Source organism: Microbacterium kunmingense (assembly GCF_023155745.1).
Taxonomy (GTDB): Bacteria; Actinomycetota; Actinomycetes; order Actinomycetales; family Microbacteriaceae; genus Microbacterium; species Microbacterium kunmingense.
In genome coordinates this window covers 93,194-108,650 of the sequence record NZ_JAKNUS010000004.1, presented here as the reverse complement: position 1 = coordinate 108,650, position 15,457 = coordinate 93,194, and the positions used below count along the sequence as shown (strand labels likewise).

The 15,457-nt window shown below is 71.6% G+C and carries 13 protein-coding genes; 8 read left to right on the top strand and 5 right to left on the bottom strand.

All coding sequences use genetic code 11. The features are described from left to right. The first annotated feature begins 43 nt into the window (after nt 1–43). Together MA875_RS07430 and MA875_RS07425 are read left to right on the top strand one after the other, a co-directional pair. Nucleotides 44–1,282, top strand: coding sequence for an amidohydrolase (locus tag MA875_RS07430; RefSeq protein ID WP_248241494.1), 1,239 nt, complete (start codon nt 44–46; stop codon nt 1,280–1,282). A 3-nt stretch (nt 1,283–1,285) separates the two neighbouring features. Beyond that, on the top strand, nt 1,286–1,603 hold the full coding sequence (locus MA875_RS07425) for a hypothetical protein (protein WP_248241493.1): 318 nt from the start codon (nt 1,286–1,288) through the stop codon (nt 1,601–1,603). Here MA875_RS07425 and MA875_RS07420 read toward each other — a convergent pair. Genes MA875_RS07420 through MA875_RS07410 form a run of 3 tightly spaced genes read right to left on the bottom strand, consistent with a single transcriptional unit; the run spans nt 1,595 to nt 4,285 of the window. Then, nucleotides 1,595–2,455: a hypothetical protein gene (locus MA875_RS07420; RefSeq protein WP_248241492.1), complete on the bottom strand. Its 861-nt coding sequence runs from the start codon at nt 2,453–2,455 to the stop codon at nt 1,595–1,597. The two genes, MA875_RS07425 and MA875_RS07420, sit on opposite strands and share 9 nt — an antisense overlap. A gap of 34 nt (nt 2,456–2,489) precedes the next feature. Further along, nucleotides 2,490–3,848, bottom strand: a complete 1,359-nt coding sequence (locus MA875_RS07415) for an MFS transporter (RefSeq protein ID WP_248241682.1) — start codon at nt 3,846–3,848, stop codon at nt 2,490–2,492. A gap of 5 nt (nt 3,849–3,853) precedes the next feature. Beyond that, a complete protein-coding gene (locus tag MA875_RS07410; RefSeq protein ID WP_248241491.1) occupies nt 3,854–4,285 on the bottom strand; it encodes a MarR family winged helix-turn-helix transcriptional regulator in 432 nt (143 codons plus the stop codon). A gap of 813 nt (nt 4,286–5,098) precedes the next feature. Between MA875_RS07410 and MA875_RS07405 the strand changes: the two genes are divergently transcribed. After that, nucleotides 5,099–5,965 carry an alpha/beta fold hydrolase gene (locus MA875_RS07405; protein ID WP_248241490.1) on the top strand — a complete coding sequence of 289 codons (867 nt, stop codon included), beginning with the start codon at nt 5,099–5,101 and terminating at the stop codon, nt 5,963–5,965. A 138-nt stretch (nt 5,966–6,103) separates the two neighbouring features. On the opposite strand, the gene MA875_RS07400 is transcribed toward MA875_RS07405, so the two are convergent. Beyond that, nucleotides 6,104–7,618: a DEAD/DEAH box helicase gene (locus tag MA875_RS07400; RefSeq protein WP_248241489.1), complete on the bottom strand. Its 1,515-nt coding sequence runs from the start codon at nt 7,616–7,618 to the stop codon at nt 6,104–6,106. Nucleotides 7,619–7,997: 379 nt separating this feature from the next. Here MA875_RS07400 and MA875_RS07395 point away from each other — a divergent pair, with 379 nt between their 5' ends. The 5 genes from MA875_RS07395 (at nt 7,998) to MA875_RS07375 (ending at nt 13,615) form a co-directional block, all read left to right on the top strand. Then, nucleotides 7,998–9,599 carry a glycoside hydrolase family 6 protein gene (locus MA875_RS07395; protein WP_248241488.1) on the top strand — a complete coding sequence of 534 codons (1,602 nt, stop codon included), beginning with the start codon at nt 7,998–8,000 and terminating at the stop codon, nt 9,597–9,599. A gap of 77 nt (nt 9,600–9,676) precedes the next feature. Continuing rightward, a complete protein-coding gene (locus tag MA875_RS07390) occupies nt 9,677–10,534 on the top strand; it encodes a hypothetical protein (RefSeq protein ID WP_248241487.1) in 858 nt (285 codons plus the stop codon). Between the two features lie 9 nt (nt 10,535–10,543). Then, nucleotides 10,544–11,593 carry a lipoate-protein ligase LplAB gene (gene lplAB / locus MA875_RS07385; RefSeq protein WP_248241486.1) on the top strand — a complete coding sequence of 350 codons (1,050 nt, stop codon included), beginning with the start codon at nt 10,544–10,546 and terminating at the stop codon, nt 11,591–11,593. Further along, nucleotides 11,590–12,618 (top strand): DNA-methyltransferase, encoded by a 1,029-nt coding sequence (locus MA875_RS07380; RefSeq protein WP_248241485.1) that lies wholly within the window; start codon nt 11,590–11,592, stop codon nt 12,616–12,618. Before lplAB ends, MA875_RS07380 begins: the two co-directional genes overlap by 4 nt. A gap of 10 nt (nt 12,619–12,628) precedes the next feature. Next, nucleotides 12,629–13,615 carry an LLM class F420-dependent oxidoreductase gene (locus MA875_RS07375; protein WP_248241484.1) on the top strand — a complete coding sequence of 329 codons (987 nt, stop codon included), beginning with the start codon at nt 12,629–12,631 and terminating at the stop codon, nt 13,613–13,615. 280 nt (nt 13,616–13,895) lie between these two features. Here MA875_RS07375 and MA875_RS07370 read toward each other — a convergent pair whose 3' ends face one another. Further along, nucleotides 13,896–15,386: a carboxylesterase/lipase family protein gene (locus MA875_RS07370; protein WP_372492542.1), complete on the bottom strand. Its 1,491-nt coding sequence runs from the start codon at nt 15,384–15,386 to the stop codon at nt 13,896–13,898. Nucleotides 15,387–15,457 lie beyond the last annotated feature (71 nt).

Below are 15,457 nucleotides of genomic sequence, written 5' to 3'. Positions count from 1 at the left end.
TGGGGCCAGCGGCGGTGCCGCACCGCCCGCCTAGGGTGGAGGGATGTCTGACGCACTTGCGATCACCGGTGGTTACGTCGTCCCCGTCGCCGGGGACCCGATCGAGGGCGGAACGGTCATCGTCACCGACGGGGTGATCACCGCCGTCGGCGGAGCGGCCACCGAGATTCCCGAGGGCGCTCGCCTCGTCGACGCCGCCGGCAGATGGGTGCTTCCCGGCTTCGTCGAGGCGCACGGGCACCTCGGCGTCCACGAGGACGGCGAGGGATGGTCGGGGAACGACACCAATGAGATGACCGACCCCAACGGCGCACGCTTCCGCGCCCTCGACGGCATCGACATCGAAGAGGTCGGCTTCCGCGACGCGCTCCGCGGCGGGGTGACCACCGCCGTCATCAAGCCGGGATCGGGCAATCCGATCGGCGGTCGCACCGTGGCGGTGAAGACCTGGGGCGGTCGCACGGTCGACGAGCAGGTGCTCGCGCACGACGTGTCGGTCAAGTCCGCCCTCGGTGAGAACCCCAAGCGCGTGTACGGCGAGAAGAAGCAGACCCCCGCCACGCGGCTCGGGGTCGCCGCGGTGCTGCGCCAGGCGTTCGTCGAGGCGCGCACCTACGCCGAGAAGCGCGCCGCCGCCGCCACGAAGGGCGAGCCCTTCGAGCGCGACCTCGGCAAGGAGACCCTCGCGGCCGTGCTCGACGGCGACCTGCTGTGGGACCAGCACTGCCACCGCCACGACGACATCGCCACGGCCATCCGTCTCGCAGAGGAGTTCGGGTACCGCCTCGTCGTGAACCACGGCACCGAGGGTCACAAGATCGCCGATGTGCTGGCCGAGAAGGACATCCCCGTGGTCTTCGGCCCCATGCTCACCTCGCGCTCGAAGGTGGAGCTGCGCGACCGCGCGATCGGCAACCTCGCCCTCATCGCGGCTGCCGGCGTGCGGGTCGCCATCACCACCGACCACCCCGTGGTGCCGATCGAGCAGATCCGGCTGCAGGCGATCCTCGCCGTGCGCGAGGGCCTCCCCGCCCGGACCGCGCTCGAGGCGCTCACCGTCAACCCGGCCGCCATCCTGCGCCTCGACGACCGGGTGGGCGCGCTCGCCGAGGGCCTCGACGGCGACGTCGTCGTCTGGTCGGGCGATCCCCTGGATGTCGACTCGGCCGTCGAGCGGGTCTTCATCGGCGGGAAGCCGGTACTCGAGCCCGCGGATGACGCCTCGTCGCCGCGGGTCGTGGAGCGCTGGGAGCGCTTCGGGCGGCGCTCCTGGGTGGGCTGAGACGTGGATGACGCGCCGGCGCCGGCCGATCCGCCGCCGACCACGCGTCGGGTCCAGCTCACGCTGCGCAAGCCCGGTGTGAGGCTCTGGGGCGGCATCCGTCCGACCCTGGTGATCGGGGGCCGCGGGCAGCCGGTGCAGTGGGGCGTCGGAACCTGGCAGGTCGCCGCCGACGAACCCGCCGAGCTGGAGGTGTTCCTCTACGCGCGGGGATGGCGCTTCGGAGGCGCCCGGGTGGTGCTCGCTCCGGCCGATCCACCCGCCCTGGCCTATCGCGCGCCGGCGCTGCCGTTCGGTCGCGGGCGGTTCACCTCAGTCTGAGCGCTTCGCGTCGTCATCCGTCCGCGTCAGTCCCACGGGGACCCCCGCCGCGCGACGGGCGGCGCGGTCGACCCGCTGCGTGCGGACGATGAAGACCACGAGGCCGATCCCGACGGGGATGAGCACGAGACCGACGACCCAGGCCGCGTCTGCGAGGTACCACCCCGGGTCGGTGAAGAACAGCAGCGCGTTCTGCGCCCGTTCGGTGAACGAGCCTCCGCGCGCTTCGTTCCCACCCCAGACGATGAGCGTCGGGATGAGGAACACCAGCACCAGCACCCACGCCAGCGCGATGTTCGCGCGACGCACCTGCGCGGCGTAGCGGGGAGCCATGTCGTTCATGTTCGCCGCGGCGAAATCCCGCGGGCGTCGGTAGGCGAAGATCAGCACGACGAGGAGGGATGCCACAAGCCCGGCGAGCATGCCGAGGAACCACCCGGCGAGGAACGGCAGGACGAACGGGTGGGGCTCTTCGAACCAGTAGTGGAATCCGCTCGGGTGGCGGGAAGCGGCCATGGTCTCGGCGACGGCGGGCACCCAGGTGGTGAGGTATCCCGCGACAGCGGTGAGCAGGGCGACGAGGGGGCTGTAGATCATCGTGCGGCGGAACGCGTCGAGCAGATTGCCGCCGCGACGCCAGACCACCTGGAGCACGACGGCGAATGTGGCGAGCGCGGGTCCTGCGAACATCCCGTTCCCGATCAGTGCATCGCCGTCGACGTCGGCCGCGGCGAACACGGTGGACATGACGGTGAGGATGACCGCGAGCACCGTCACGGTCAGGACGAACGGGTTCGTCAGAAGCTCGCGGAGCGGGGGGAAGGGCTTCGCCTCGTCGTTCTCGGAGCGCATCCCGACATCCTCTCAGGCCACACGCGGCGCCGTGTCAGCCGGCGCGGCGGCGGGATGCGGCGGCGTCGCGACGATCGGCCGTCGGGAGCGCGATCGGCGTGGTCTCGGCGACTTCGTCGCTGAACTCCTCGGGCGACGCCTGGACGACGGAGAGCGGTCGGGTCTCGTCGATCGTGAGACGGAAGCGGGCGTTCTCGCGCCGGTGGAGGCGCCCCGAGACGATGAGCCACGTCGCGCCGATCGCGAAGGCGACGAAGCCGGCCGCCGCGCCGAGGAGGATCGCCGCACGCGGGCCGAGCTCTGCCGCCACCCACCCGACGATGGGAGCACCGACGGGCGTTCCGCCCATGAGGATCGCCATGTAGAGCGCGAGCACGCGGCCGCGCAGGGCCGGGTCGGTCGTGGTCTGCACGTACCCGTTCGCCGTGGTCAGCATCGTCACGACGGCGAAGCCGGTGAGCATGAGGGTGATGGCGTACATCCAGTAGAACGGCATGAACGCCGACACCACCGCGGCGACCACGAAGAGCAGCGAACCGCCGATGACGACGCGGATGCGGGCACGATCCCGCCGCGCCGCGAGGAGCGCGCCGAGAAGGGATCCGACCGCGAGGATGGAGCTCAGGAGCCCGTATCCGTCGGCGTCGCGTCCGAATTCCAGCGCCATGGTCGAGGCGAAGATCGGGAAGTTCATGCCGAAGGCCCCAAGGAGGAACACCATCGAGAACGTCACGATGAGGTCGGGGCGGCGCGCGACGTAGCGGAAGCCGTCGGCCAGGCGTGCGGCGCCGTTCGCCCGGGCGCGGGGAACGAGTTCGTGCGGGCGGATGAGGGCGAGAGCCACGATCATCCCGAGGAAAGTGGCGCCGTTGAGGAGGAACACCCAGCCGGTGCCGACCGCCACGATGACGATGCCCGCCACCGCGGGACCGATCATGCGGGCGCCGTTGAACGAGGCGGCGTTCAGGGCGACGGCGTTCGAGGCGTTCTCGCGGGCGACGAGGTCGGAGACGAACGCCTGCCGCGCGGGGTTGTCGAACGCGGCGACGATTCCGAGGACGAGGGCGAAGGCGTACATCATCCACAGCGTCATCACGCCGATGAGGAGCAGGATGCCGATGATGATGCCGAGCACCATGAGGAGGCTCTGCGTCACCACGAGGAGCCTTCGCCGATCGAATCGGTCGGCGACCCAGCCGGTGACGCCGACGAGGAGCAGCGGCGGTGCGAACTGCAGCGCCATCGTCACGCCCATCGCGGCGGCGTCGTTGGCGGTCAGCTCGGTGAGGACCACCCAGCTGAGCGCGGTCGCCTGCATCCACTGCCCGATGTTCGACACCAGCGCCCCGATGAACCACACGCGGTAGTTGAAGATCGAGAACGAACGGAACATCGCGCTCACCGGTCGGCCACCTTCCGCATCAGGGCGGCAGCGTCAGCGAGGAGGTGACGCTCGGCCGGAGTCAGGTCGGACAGCGCCTGCTCGAGCCAGGCGTCGCGGCGGCGCACCGTCTCCTCCACGACCTCGAGGCCGGCGGGGGTGAGGGTGATGTTGACCTTTCGCCGGTCCGCGTCATCCGGAGTCCTGGTGAGGTACCCCGCCTCTTCGAGGCAATTGACCGTGCGGTTCATCGACGGTGCGGTGACGCGCTCGCGCTCGGCGAGCTCGCCGAGTGTGTGCGAGCCGTGCATCTTCAACACGGCGAGCACGGCGAACTGCCCGTCGCTCATGCTGTCGATCGCGCGTTCGGCGCGGAGCCTGCGGGCGAGGCGGAAGGTCGCCATGCGGAAGTCGGATGCCTCGTCGGACAGGTTCTCGGACGCGCTCATGTGTTTACTTAGCATAGCTCATTAGTTCTGCTAAAGGTTCGGAGCGTGCGGGTGCGGGGTCGGCGTGCGGGGTCGGCGTGCGGCCGCGTCGTGCGGGGTCGGCGTGCGGCCGCGTCGTGCGGGGTCGGCTCGGCCCTGCGGCCTGCGGCCTGCGGCCTGCGGTCTGCGGCCTGCCGTCGCGTCCGTGCCGGGTCGCGCGCCCGCCCCTCGGTCCTCCCGTCCGTTCGTTCGTTCGTCGCATATGTACGCCATAGCGACCCTTTCGCGTGCATTCTCGACGAACGAACGGATCGGGTGGGTGTGCGGGGAGGGTAGGCGAGTGGGGTGGGGCGGCGTGCGGCCGGGAGGGTCGGCGGGTGGGGTGGGGTGGGGTGGCGTGCGGCCGGGAGGGTCGGCGGGTGGGGTGGGGTGCCGGGAGGCCTTGCAGGGTGGCGCCGAGGGCGCGCGGTGGCCCGGCGACGCGCTGCCGGCTCCCCTCCGCCCCCACCCCGCCGCGGTTCGTTCGTCGCAGATGTACGTCCTGGCGGCGCAAGGCGGGCATTTCCGACGGATGAAGGGAAAGGGCGGGAGGGCGTGGACCGCAGAGCGGGGCGATGCGGGGCGGTGCGGGGGAGGGCGGGGCGCGAACGAGCGGATGCGGGGGCGCCGGCGGATGCGGGGGAGGAGCAGCGGATGCGGGGCGCGAGCGGATGCGGGGGCGCGGGCGGATGCGCGGACGCGAGCGGATGCGGGACCGCCGGCCTGGCCACCGGCACGGGAACGGGCGCGGCCGCCGGCCTGACCACGAGCGCAGGCCCCGGTTAGGCTCTTCACATGCCCGAGTTCATCGATGCACACGGCATCGCGATCGTTTACGACGTCTACCCGGCCGAGACGACCGATCCTCGGGGAGTCGTGCAGCTGCTGCACGGCGTCGGCGAGCACGCCGGCCGCTACGCGCGTCTGGCGGGGGCGCTCGCCGAAGCGGGGTACATCGTCTACGCCGACGACCATCGCGGTCACGGTCGCACCGGCCTGAAGCAGCACGGCGGCGACCATTCGCAACTCGGTCGACTCGGCCCGGGGGGCATGCCGGCGACGCGCGACGCGGTCTGGCAGTTCACCGAGCTCATCCGCGACGCCCACCCCGATCTGCCGCTGATCCTCCTCGGCCATTCCTGGGGCTCGTTCCTCGCGCAGATGCTGCTGAACAGGCATCCCGACGCCTATGACGCGGTCGTCCTCAGCGGTTCAGCGCTGCTGTGGCCCGGGTCGCTGAATCCCGGAGACCTCAACGCGCCCTGGGCGGGGAAAGGCGCGACGGGCGCGGAGTGGCTGTCATCCGATCCCGACGTCGGGCGCGACTTCCTCGAAGACCCGCTGACGACGCTGACCCCGCTGCGGAAGCTGTTCGGACTCGTCGACTCGGCACGGTTGTTCGAGCGCCCCTCTCGAGGACTTGCTGAGACGGCGGGCCGCGACATCCCGATGCTTCTCATGGTCGGACGCGACGACACCGTCGGCGGACCCCGCAGCGTGCATCGCCTTGCCGCCGCGTACCGCGAGCGGTCGGGGCTCGCCGATGTGACCACGCTGGTGTATCCCGACGCGCGGCACGAGATCTTCAACGAGGTCATGCAGGCCGAAGTGCGCGCCGATCTCCTGGCATGGCTCGATGCGCGATTCGCCGCGCGGGACTGAGCGGACAGAGACTCGCACCGTCGGAGATCCGCGCCGACGTCGGAGGATCTGGCGGGAATGCTCCGACGTACGCGCGAATCTCCGACGGCGGGGAGAGAACGGGCGAAGGGATGCCGCGGCGCGGCCGCTGCGCCGGACTCAGCCGCGCGCGCGGCGCGGCCGGCGGGTGCCCCGCTGGATGTCGGCGACGGTGCTGCCCGTGGTGAAGCGGGGAGTGGTCTGCGTGCGGGCGGCGCTGCCGCCGGCCTGACCGGATCGCGCGGCGGACTGACCCGACCGCGCGCCACCGGTCGGCGCTGCGGCGCGCTCGCCCGTCGAGGCCGAGCGCTCGCCGGCGGGCCGGCGTGCGCGGGAACGGCCCCGGCCGCCGCCTGCACCGTCGGCGCTGCGCGCCTGGCCACCGCCGGAGCGACCGCGGCCACCCCCGCCGCCACCGTTGCCGCCGCTGCGACCCGCGGTCGCGACGACGGGGGCCGGGGTCACGTGGTCGGCCACTGCACCCACGAGGGCGGACACTGTGGCGTCATCCGCGGTCACCTGCTCGAGGGGTGCCGCGACGTGCGCCTTGCGCAGCAGGTCGCCGACCTCGCGACGCTGATCGGGGGTCGCGACCGTCACGACGACGCCCTCGGCGCCGGCGCGGGCGGTGCGGCCCGACCGGTGGAGGTACGCCTTGTGCTCGACCGGCGGGTCGACGTGCACGACGAGCTCGACCTCGTCGACGTGCACGCCGCGCGCGGCGACATCGGTTGCGACGAGCACGCGAACGCCGCCCTGGTCGGCCGGAGCGCCGAAGGCGGCGAGGTTGCGCTCGCGGGCGTTCTGGCCCAGGTTGCCGTGCAGGTCGACCGCCGGGATCCCGGCCGCGGTGAGCTGCTTGGCGAGCTTCTTCGCCTGGTGCTTGGTGCGGGTGAAGAGGATGCGACGCCCCCGGCCCGAGGCGAGGTGGCGCACGAGCGCGGCCTTGCCGTCGGAGGGCACCACGAACACCCGGTGGGTCATGACGCCGACCGGAACGCTCTCCTCGTCGACCTCGTGGCGCACCTCGTTCTGCAGAAAGCGGCGGACGAGCGCGTCCACGCCGCGGTCGAGGGTCGCGCTGAACAGCAGCCGCTGCCCGCCCTGCGGGGTGGCGGCGAGGATGCGCGTGACACCGGGGAGGAAACCGAGGTCGGCCATGTGGTCGGCCTCGTCGAGAACGGCGATCTGCACCGCGTCCAGACGGATGACGCCCTGCTTCATCAGATCTTCGAGGCGTCCGGGGCACGCCACGACGATGTCGACGCCGCGGTTCAGCGCCTGCTCCTGCGGCTTCTGGCTGACTCCGCCGAAGACGGTGGTGACGGTGAGGTTCGCTGCGGCGGCGAGGGGTGCGATCGTCGCGGCGATCTGGGTTGCGAGCTCGCGGGTCGGCGCGAGAACCAGGCCGCGGGGGCGGCGGGGCTCGCGGCGTCCGCCGGCGAGGCGCGCGACGAGCGGCAGCGCGAAGGCGATGGTCTTGCCGCTGCCGGTGCGGCCGCGGCCGAGCACGTCACGGCCGGCGAGGGAGTCGGGGAGCGTGTCGCGCTGGATGGCGAACGGCTCGGTCTTACCGTCCGCGTGAAGGACGGCAGCGAGGTTCTCGGGCACGCCGAGGGAGGTGAAGGAAGACATGGATGCTTTCGATGAGGCTCGGCGCTGCGCAGTGAGCGGCGAGCGGGGGAGGCGACGGCGCGGGATCGCGCATCGATTCGCCGTTCGTCGTGTGGCGGATCGGGAAATCAGCCGGTGGCCTCGTGGGAGGCGGGAGCGTGACGACGACGCAGCAGCGGTGATCGCTGCAGGTCGACGCTACCACGCGTCACCGGGAACCTGCTGACGCGACGATTCCGACCTGCCGGTCCTCAGCGATATATCCCTTGGCCAGCGAGAAAAGCCTTGCCCGCGCGGCATCGCGTGCGCGACGCTTCTCCCAGTGGCGCGCCAGAACCCGCTGTTCGCGCTCGTCCCGGTTCGACGCCGGGGCGGTCATCGGTGACCGAGGAGAACAGCGATGCGCGACTCATCCCCCCGACGGCGCATCGTGCGCGCCGCGACGACGGTCATCGCCGCTGTCGTGGCTGCCGCGATGATGATCCCGTCCTCGGCTGCGACGGCCAACGACCGGCCGCCCGCAGCCGCTGTCCATGTGAATCCCTACAGCACGACCCTCAAGGCCGCGCAGGGGCTCACCGGACAGGCGCGCACCGATGCGCAGCTGCTGGGGAGCATCCCGTCCGCGGAATGGTTCACGGGCGGGACCCCGGACGAGGTCCGCACGAGGGCTGCGGCGTACGTCGATGCCGCCACGGCGGCGGGCGAGACGCCCGTGCTCGTCGCCTACAACCTGCCGTTCCGCGATTGCGAGCAGTACTCCGCCGGCGGCGCCGCGAATTCGGCTGCCTACGCCGCGTGGATCGCGGGGTTGGCCGCAGGCATCGGCAGCCGGCCCGCGATCGTGATCCTCGAACCCGACGGGACCGGCGTCATCCCGTACTACACCACCATCGGCGGCGTGCTCGAGTGGTGCCGACCCGTCGCCCTCGATCCGCAGACCGCCGCCGCCGAGCGCTTCGCGCAGCTGGGCAACGCCGTGGACACCCTGGGCGGCCTCGCCGCGACATCCGTCTATCTCGACGGCACGCACAGTGATTGGTTGAGCGTCGCCGACGTCACCGATCGCCTGCTGAAGGCGGGTGTCCAGCGGGCGACCGGGTTCTTCCTCAACGCCTCGAACTTCCAGTTCACGTCGAACCTCGAGGCCTTCGGGAGGTGGATCTCCTCCTGCCTCACCTACGTCACGAAGGTGAAGCCCGGCGGGTACGGCGAGTGCGGCGATCAGAAGTGGAACGGCGGTCCCGCCACCGGGTGGACGGGCGTGGCCATGACGAACACCGGGCAATGGAGCGCCGGTGCCACAAACCTTGCTCTGAATACGTCCGGGGTCGACTCGCGGTACACGAGCATCTTGGCCGGCGCTCAGCCCACCACGCCGTTCGTCATCGACACCAGCCGCAACGGCAAAGGACCGTGGCAACCGCCGGCGGGCACCTATCGCGATCCAGAGGTGTGGTGCAACCCGCCCGGGCGAGGTGTCGGTGTGCGCCCGACGATGCAGACCGGCAAGCCCCTCGTGGACGGATACCTGTGGATCAAGGTTCCGGGTGAATCGGATGGCGAGTGTTTTCGGGGCACCGGGGGTCCGGTCGACCCGTCGCGCGGAACGGCCGGTCCGGCCGCCGGAGCATGGTTCCCCGCGCAGGCCCGCGAGCTGGTCTCGCTCGCCCAGCCGGCGCTGGCACCCCTCGCCTGCACGGTCACCGTCGACGTCGCGCGCTCCGGCTCCGGCTTCTCCGCGTCGATGGTCGTCCGCAACGACAGCAAACAGACCCTCCGCGCGTGGACGCTTCAGTGGCACGCCGATCCCGCCCAGCAGGTGCGGCGGGTCATTCCGGGCGCCTTCGTCCAACAGGGCACCAGGGTCACCGTCACTCCGCCGGGGTCCCTCGCGTCCCTCGCGGCGGGGAAGACGGCGAAGTTCACCGTCACGGGTGTCGGCCCCGCCACCGAGCCATGGCTCACGCGGGTGAAGGGCGCGGCCTGCTACACCCTGTGACCGCGCCGGTCAGCGACAGCCGCGCCAGGGGTCGGGGCCTTCCCCGCTCGACGCTCCCATCAGTTATCGTCACCCCGATGCTCTCAGACGATTCCGCACGATCCAGGTTCGATTCCGCACGATCCGGGCTCTCTCCGGCCTTCGCCCTCGTGCGCCGAGGCATCGTGCTGTACGCGGTGATCACCCTGAGCGCGGGGGCGGGATTCGTCCTTCTCTCGGCGACCGACCCGGCAGAGGAGCCGTCGCGCAATCCCGCCCTTGTGGTCTCCGCGACGATTCTCGCCGTCGCGGGTGTGGTGTCGTCGTTCCGCCTCGCCGCCGTCCCCATCGGCTCGTCGGCTGGGCTCGCCCGGTCGGTGACGATCGAGAACGCCGATCACGCGGGAACGGCGGCGTTGCGGGTGGTGGGGCCGCTGCTCGGCGCGGACGCCGCCTGGTCCGGAGTTCTCTTCGTCGCAGCCGCCGTCGGGCGCTCCCTCACGCGCATCGCCACCGGGGTCTCAGATGCCGGTGAATTGCTCTTCATCCTGCTCGGCGTGGGGTTGTGGATCATCGCCTACGGCGCGGGGTGGTGCCTGAGCGGCATCGTCGTCACCGCCGTCGCGACCGCTGTCCGACTGGGAGTGGCGCACCGCGCCGGCCGGAAGATCTCCTGGTCGTGGTGGGTCGTGCCACCGATCCTGCTCCTCGCCGTGGCCGCCCCGTTGCTCATGGGTGCCTACGCGCTGCTGACCGGCGCGTCGTACTCCGGCCGCGGCCTCGGCCCGTTGCTCGAATTCCTTGGGGACGACGGGCGCGACGCGGACGGTGCCGAGGGGGTCGTCCTCTGGCTCGGAAAGGTGGCCTTCGCCGCGCTCGGGGCGGGCATCGTCGCTCTCGCCGTGGACCGCGTCCGGCACACGCGGGCACGCCGGGGGAGAGTCGACAGCGAATAGGCTGAGGCCATGCACGGCGAGTACAAGGTCCCCGGCGGAAAGCTCGTTGTCGTCGACCTCGAGGTGCAGGGCGGCCGTATCGCCGATTTCCGCCTCGCCGGCGACTTCTTCCTCGAGCCCGACGACGCGCTGCCCCTCATCGACGCCGCGGTCACGGGGCTGCCGGTGGAGACGGATGTCGCGGGGATCGCCGCCGCCGTGCGCTCGGCCCTCCCCGAGGGGGCCCAGCTGCTGGGCTTCACGCCGGAGGCCGTCGGCACCGCGGTGCGCCGAGCCCTCGTCACCGCGCCCGGGTGGCGCGACTTCGACTGGGAGGTCATCCACGACGCTCCCGTCTCACCGCGGATGAACCTCGCCCTCGACGAGGTGCTGACAGAGCGGGTCGGCGACGGCCGTCGCCGACCGACCCTCCGGTTGTGGGAGTGGAACGAGTCGGCCGTGGTGATCGGGTCGTTCCAGTCCTATCGCAACGAGGTCGACCCCGAGGGGGCGCGGCGCCACGGGTTCGACGTCGTCCGTCGCATCTCGGGCGGCGGTGCGATGCTCATGGCGGCGAACTCGATCGTCACGTACTCGCTCTACGTCCCGGCAACCCTCGTCGCGGGGATGACCTTCGCCGATTCGTACGCGTTCCTCGACGACTGGGTACTCCAGGCCCTGCGGTCGCTCGGCGTCGAGGCGGTCTACCAGCCGCTGAACGACATCGCCTCGTCCGAGGGGAAGATCGGCGGAGCCGCGCAGAAGCGGCTCGCCAACGGCGGGGTGCTCCACCACGCCACCCTCAGTTACGACATGGACGGCCAGGTGATGACCGAGGTGCTCCGCATCGGCCGCGAGAAGCTCAGCGACAAGGGCACGGCCTCGGCGGCGAAGCGGGTCGATCCGCTCCGTCGGCAGACGGGCCTGCCGCGCGAGGCGATCATCGAGCGGTTCATCGAGACCTTCACCACGCTCTACGGCGCCGAGCCCGGCACTGTGACCGACGAGGAGTACGCCGCGGCCCAGGCGCTCGTGGACACCAAGTTCGCCACCTCGGCCTGGCTGCACCGCGTGCCGTGACCGCGCCTTCTCCGCCCGCAGCGCCGCGGGGCTCGGTCGCCGTCCATCATGGCGACAACCTCGAGGTGACCCGCACGTTCCCCGACGCATCGTTCACCCTGATCTACCTCGATCCGCCCTTCAACACCGGACGGATGCGGGAGCGCAGCGTCGAGCGCGCCCGCGCGTTCCTCCCCGAGTCCGCCCCCTCCGCCGTCCCCTCCGCCGCGAGAGTGCAACGGGGCGCCGAGGATGCGGGGTCCACCCACGTTCTCGGCGCGCAGATGCACTCTCGCGGGGAGGGCGGGGCGGGGGTCGTCCGGCGCGGGTTCCACGGGCGGGAGTACGAGCGGCTGCGGGGTGACCTGCGGACGTACGACGATCGTTTCGACGACTACTGGGGGTTCCTCGAACCGCGCCTGGAGGAGGCGTGGCGCCTCCTCGCGCCCGACGGCACGCTCTACCTGCACCTCGACTTCCGCGAAGCGCACTACGCCAAAGTGCTGATGGACGCCCTGTTCGGCCGCGAGAACTTCCTCAACGAGCTCATCTGGGCCTACGACTACGGGGCGAAGACCCGGCGCCGCTGGCCCACCAAGCACGACACGATCCTCGTCTACGTCAAAGATCCCGACCGCTACTGGTTCGACTCCGACGGCGTCGACCGCGAGCCGTACATGGCGCCGGGCCTCGTCACCCCCGAGAAGGCGGAGCGGGGGAAGCTCCCGACCGATGTCTGGTGGCACACCATCGTCCCGACGACCGGACGCGAGAAGACCGGCTACCCGACCCAGAAGCCGGAGGGGATTCTCCGCCGCATCATCCAGGCATCCAGCCGCCCGGGCGACCGGGTGCTGGACTTCTTTGCCGGAAGCGGCACGACCGGCGCGGTCGCGGCTTCCCTCGGTCGGCACGCCGTTCTCGTCGACGACAATCCGGCGGCCATCGACGTGATCCGCTGCCGCATCCCCGACGCCGAGTTCGCGGCATCCGCGCCCCTTGTTCCGGGCGCTCGATCGGATGCCGCGCTGGAGCCGCTCCCGTAGGCTGAGCCCCGTGCGATACGGACTCTTCATCCCCCAGGGCTGGCGCCACGACCTCGTCGACATCGATCCCGCCGATCAGTGGCGGGTGATGCGCGAGCTCGCGCAGCATGCCGACCGGGGTCCCTGGGAGTCGCTGTGGGTCTACGACCACTTCCACACCGTTCCGGTGCCGAGCGAGGAGGCGACGCACGAGGCGTGGACGCTGATGGCGTCCTTCGCGGCCGTCACCGACCGGATCCGCCTCGGTCAGATGTGCACCTGCATGGGCTACCGCAACCCCGCCTACCTGGCGAAGGTCGCCGCCACCGTCGACATCGTCTCGGGCGGACGCACCGAGATGGGGATCGGGGGCGGGTGGTACGAGCACGAGTGGCGCGCCTACGGGTACGGCTTCCCCAAGATCGGCGACCGTCTCGGCATGCTCGAGGAGGGCGTGGAGATCATGCGCCAGGCCTGGACCACCGGAACCGCGACGCTGCACGGGCGTCACTACGACGTCGACGGGGCCCTCGTGCGCCCGCTGCCGCTACAGGAGGGCGGCATCCCGCTGTGGATCGCCGGGGGCGGGGAGAAGGTCACCCTGAAGATCGCCGCGAAGTACGCGCAGTACACCAACTGGTCGAGCGACCCCGAGGAGTTCACCCGGAAGGACGAGATCCTCCGCGCGCACGCCGACGACCTCGGTCGGGACCAGTCCGAGATCGTCCGATCGGCGAACTTCAACACCGTCATCGGCGAGGACGAGAAGGATGTCGCGGTGCGCCTGGACCGCATTGAGCAGCGCGTCGCGCCGTACTTAGGCGACCGCACCGCGGCCTTCATGGCCGAGTACCACTCCGGCCGCGGGCTCGTCGGCACGGCGGAGCAGGTCGCCGAGCGCCTCGCCGAGCTGCGGGAACGGGGCCTCGGCTACGCCATCCACTACTTCCCCGAGCACGCCTACGACCGCTCCGGCGTGAGCGAGTTCGAGCGGCAGGTGATCCCGGCCCTGCGCTGAGTCCCGGGCCCCCGCGCGCCGCGGGTTTTCGCGCTCACGCGGACTTTCGCGCTCCTGCGGATCAGATGCCGCCGGAATCTCCGCGCGAACGCGGATCTCCGCGTGAGGGAGGGATCACACGCGTGCCCCTTCCCGTCTGGGTTTCCGCGCCCACGCGGAGTTTCGCGTCCTGGAGGATCGGACGGCGCCGGAATCTCCGCGCGAACGCGGATATCCGCGCGGCGGAGGAATTCCTTCCGAGGCCGGTCGCGTCGCGCCGGTCAGTCCTTCCGGAGGAGCGTCACACGAGCGCGGCGACGCTCGCGAACGCGTCTCGGACGACGTCGGGCGCCGACGCGGGGCCGCCGAAGACGCGCGCCGTGCCCGGGGCGCTCGCCCAGGTCGGCCATCCCGGATCGCCGTCGCGGATGAGCGCCACCGCGGATCCGTGGACGGCGTCGGCGAGCGCGCGCGGCGGGTTGTCTCCCGCGATCGCGGCGACGCCGTCGAGGTCGAGGGCGTCGAACCAGAACGGCACGTCGAGGCAGTGCAGCGACCACCTGCGCGTCGGGGAGGGCCACGAGAAGGCGTACACCCAGGTGGCGGCGTCGCCGCGTGCGTCGGCGGCGCGCACCACGGTGGAGCGGAAGACGGTGTCGCTGATGAACCGGCCGATCACGGCCGCCCCGCCCTTGCGGCGCTGCGGTCCGTTCGCGGCGAGGTAGGGGCCGACGACCTCTCGATCGGCGCCGATGCGCCGAAGCAGCAGGCCCGGGGGAACGAGGCGGAGCGGCACGCGGAGTCCGTCCGTGATCATGGTGAACTCGTCGTCGGTCGCCCCGACCACGAGGGCCTTGTCGGCGCCCACGCCCGCGCGGAGAGACTCCATGGTCGGCTGCGGGATCAGATCGCCGTCGATGACCGGTCCCCACGGGAGGCCCGTGCGAAGGATGCTGCGCACCGGCGCGAGGGGATCTTTCGACTCCTCCTTCGTCGCGTCCTGCTGCAGCGCGAGGAGGCGACCCTCGGGGACGGATCGGAAGCCGTCGAGCGTGGCGGGCACACCGGCGAGTTCGGCCAGGCGCTGCGCGCGCGTGCGAGCGAGTTCTGCGGGGACGTCGCCGAGAGCCGGCGACATCGCCCACGCCGAGTGGAAGAGATGCTGGGCGGCCGGCATGCCGAGGAGGGTGAGCACCGCGCCGCCGCCGGCGGACTGCCCTGCGATCGTCACGCGAGTGGGGTCGCCGCCGAAGTCGCGGATGTGCCGCTGCACCCACTCCAGAGCCGCGAGCCAGTCGCGCACACCGCGGTTGGTGGGCGCGCCGGGGACCTCGCCGAACCCGTCGAAGCCGAGGCGGTAGGAGATCGAAACGGTGACGACGCCGTCGCGGTTGAACGCCCGCCCGTCGTACCACGGGCTCGCCGGCGACCCCGAGGTGAACCCGCCGCCGTGGATGTAGACCAGCACCGGCAGCGCCGCGTCGGTGTCGCCCGGCCGCGGTGTGAAGACGTTGACGTTCAGGGTCGAATCGCCCTCGACCGAGGGTTCGGGGATGAGGGTGATGCCGGTGTCGCCGCGCTGCGCGGTCGCGCCGTACGCTGTCGCGTCGCGCACGCCGTCCCAGGGTGGGACGGGAACGGGGGCGGCGAAGCGCCGATCGCCGATGGGCGGCTCGGCGAACGGGATGCCGAGGAAGGCCGCGGATGCGCCGGGGTCGCCCGGCTCGCCCCGCCACCGTCCGCGCACCGCGCCGAAGGAGAGGGTGATGACCGGATCGCTCACGCTGGTCATCGTACGGCGTGCGGTTCTCCGTCGGATCACAGAAAAACCTCCACCTGGAGGTTTTTCTGCTAGCCTCACCG

Bases quoted from the DNA above. Each gene is read 5' to 3' on its own strand.
- MA875_RS07430 (WP_248241494.1), top strand. From the start codon at position 44: ATGTCTGACGCACTTGCGATCACCGGTGGTTACGTCGTCCCCGTCGCC.
- MA875_RS07420 (WP_248241492.1), bottom strand. From the start codon at position 2,455: ATGCGCTCCGAGAACGACGAGGCGAAGCCCTTCCCCCCGCTCCGCGAG.
- MA875_RS07415 (WP_248241682.1), bottom strand. From the start codon at position 3,848: ATGTTCCGTTCGTTCTCGATCTTCAACTACCGCGTGTGGTTCATCGGG.
- MA875_RS07410 (WP_248241491.1), bottom strand. From the start codon at position 4,285: ATGAGCGCGTCCGAGAACCTGTCCGACGAGGCATCCGACTTCCGCATG.
- MA875_RS07405 (WP_248241490.1), top strand. From the start codon at position 5,099: ATGCCCGAGTTCATCGATGCACACGGCATCGCGATCGTTTACGACGTC.
- MA875_RS07400 (WP_248241489.1), bottom strand. From the start codon at position 7,618: ATGTCTTCCTTCACCTCCCTCGGCGTGCCCGAGAACCTCGCTGCCGTC.
- MA875_RS07395 (WP_248241488.1), top strand. From the start codon at position 7,998: ATGCGCGACTCATCCCCCCGACGGCGCATCGTGCGCGCCGCGACGACG.
- MA875_RS07390 (WP_248241487.1), top strand. From the start codon at position 9,677: ATGCTCTCAGACGATTCCGCACGATCCAGGTTCGATTCCGCACGATCC.
- lplAB (WP_248241486.1), top strand. From the start codon at position 10,544: ATGCACGGCGAGTACAAGGTCCCCGGCGGAAAGCTCGTTGTCGTCGAC.
- MA875_RS07370 (WP_372492542.1), bottom strand. From the start codon at position 15,386: ATGACCAGCGTGAGCGATCCGGTCATCACCCTCTCCTTCGGCGCGGTG.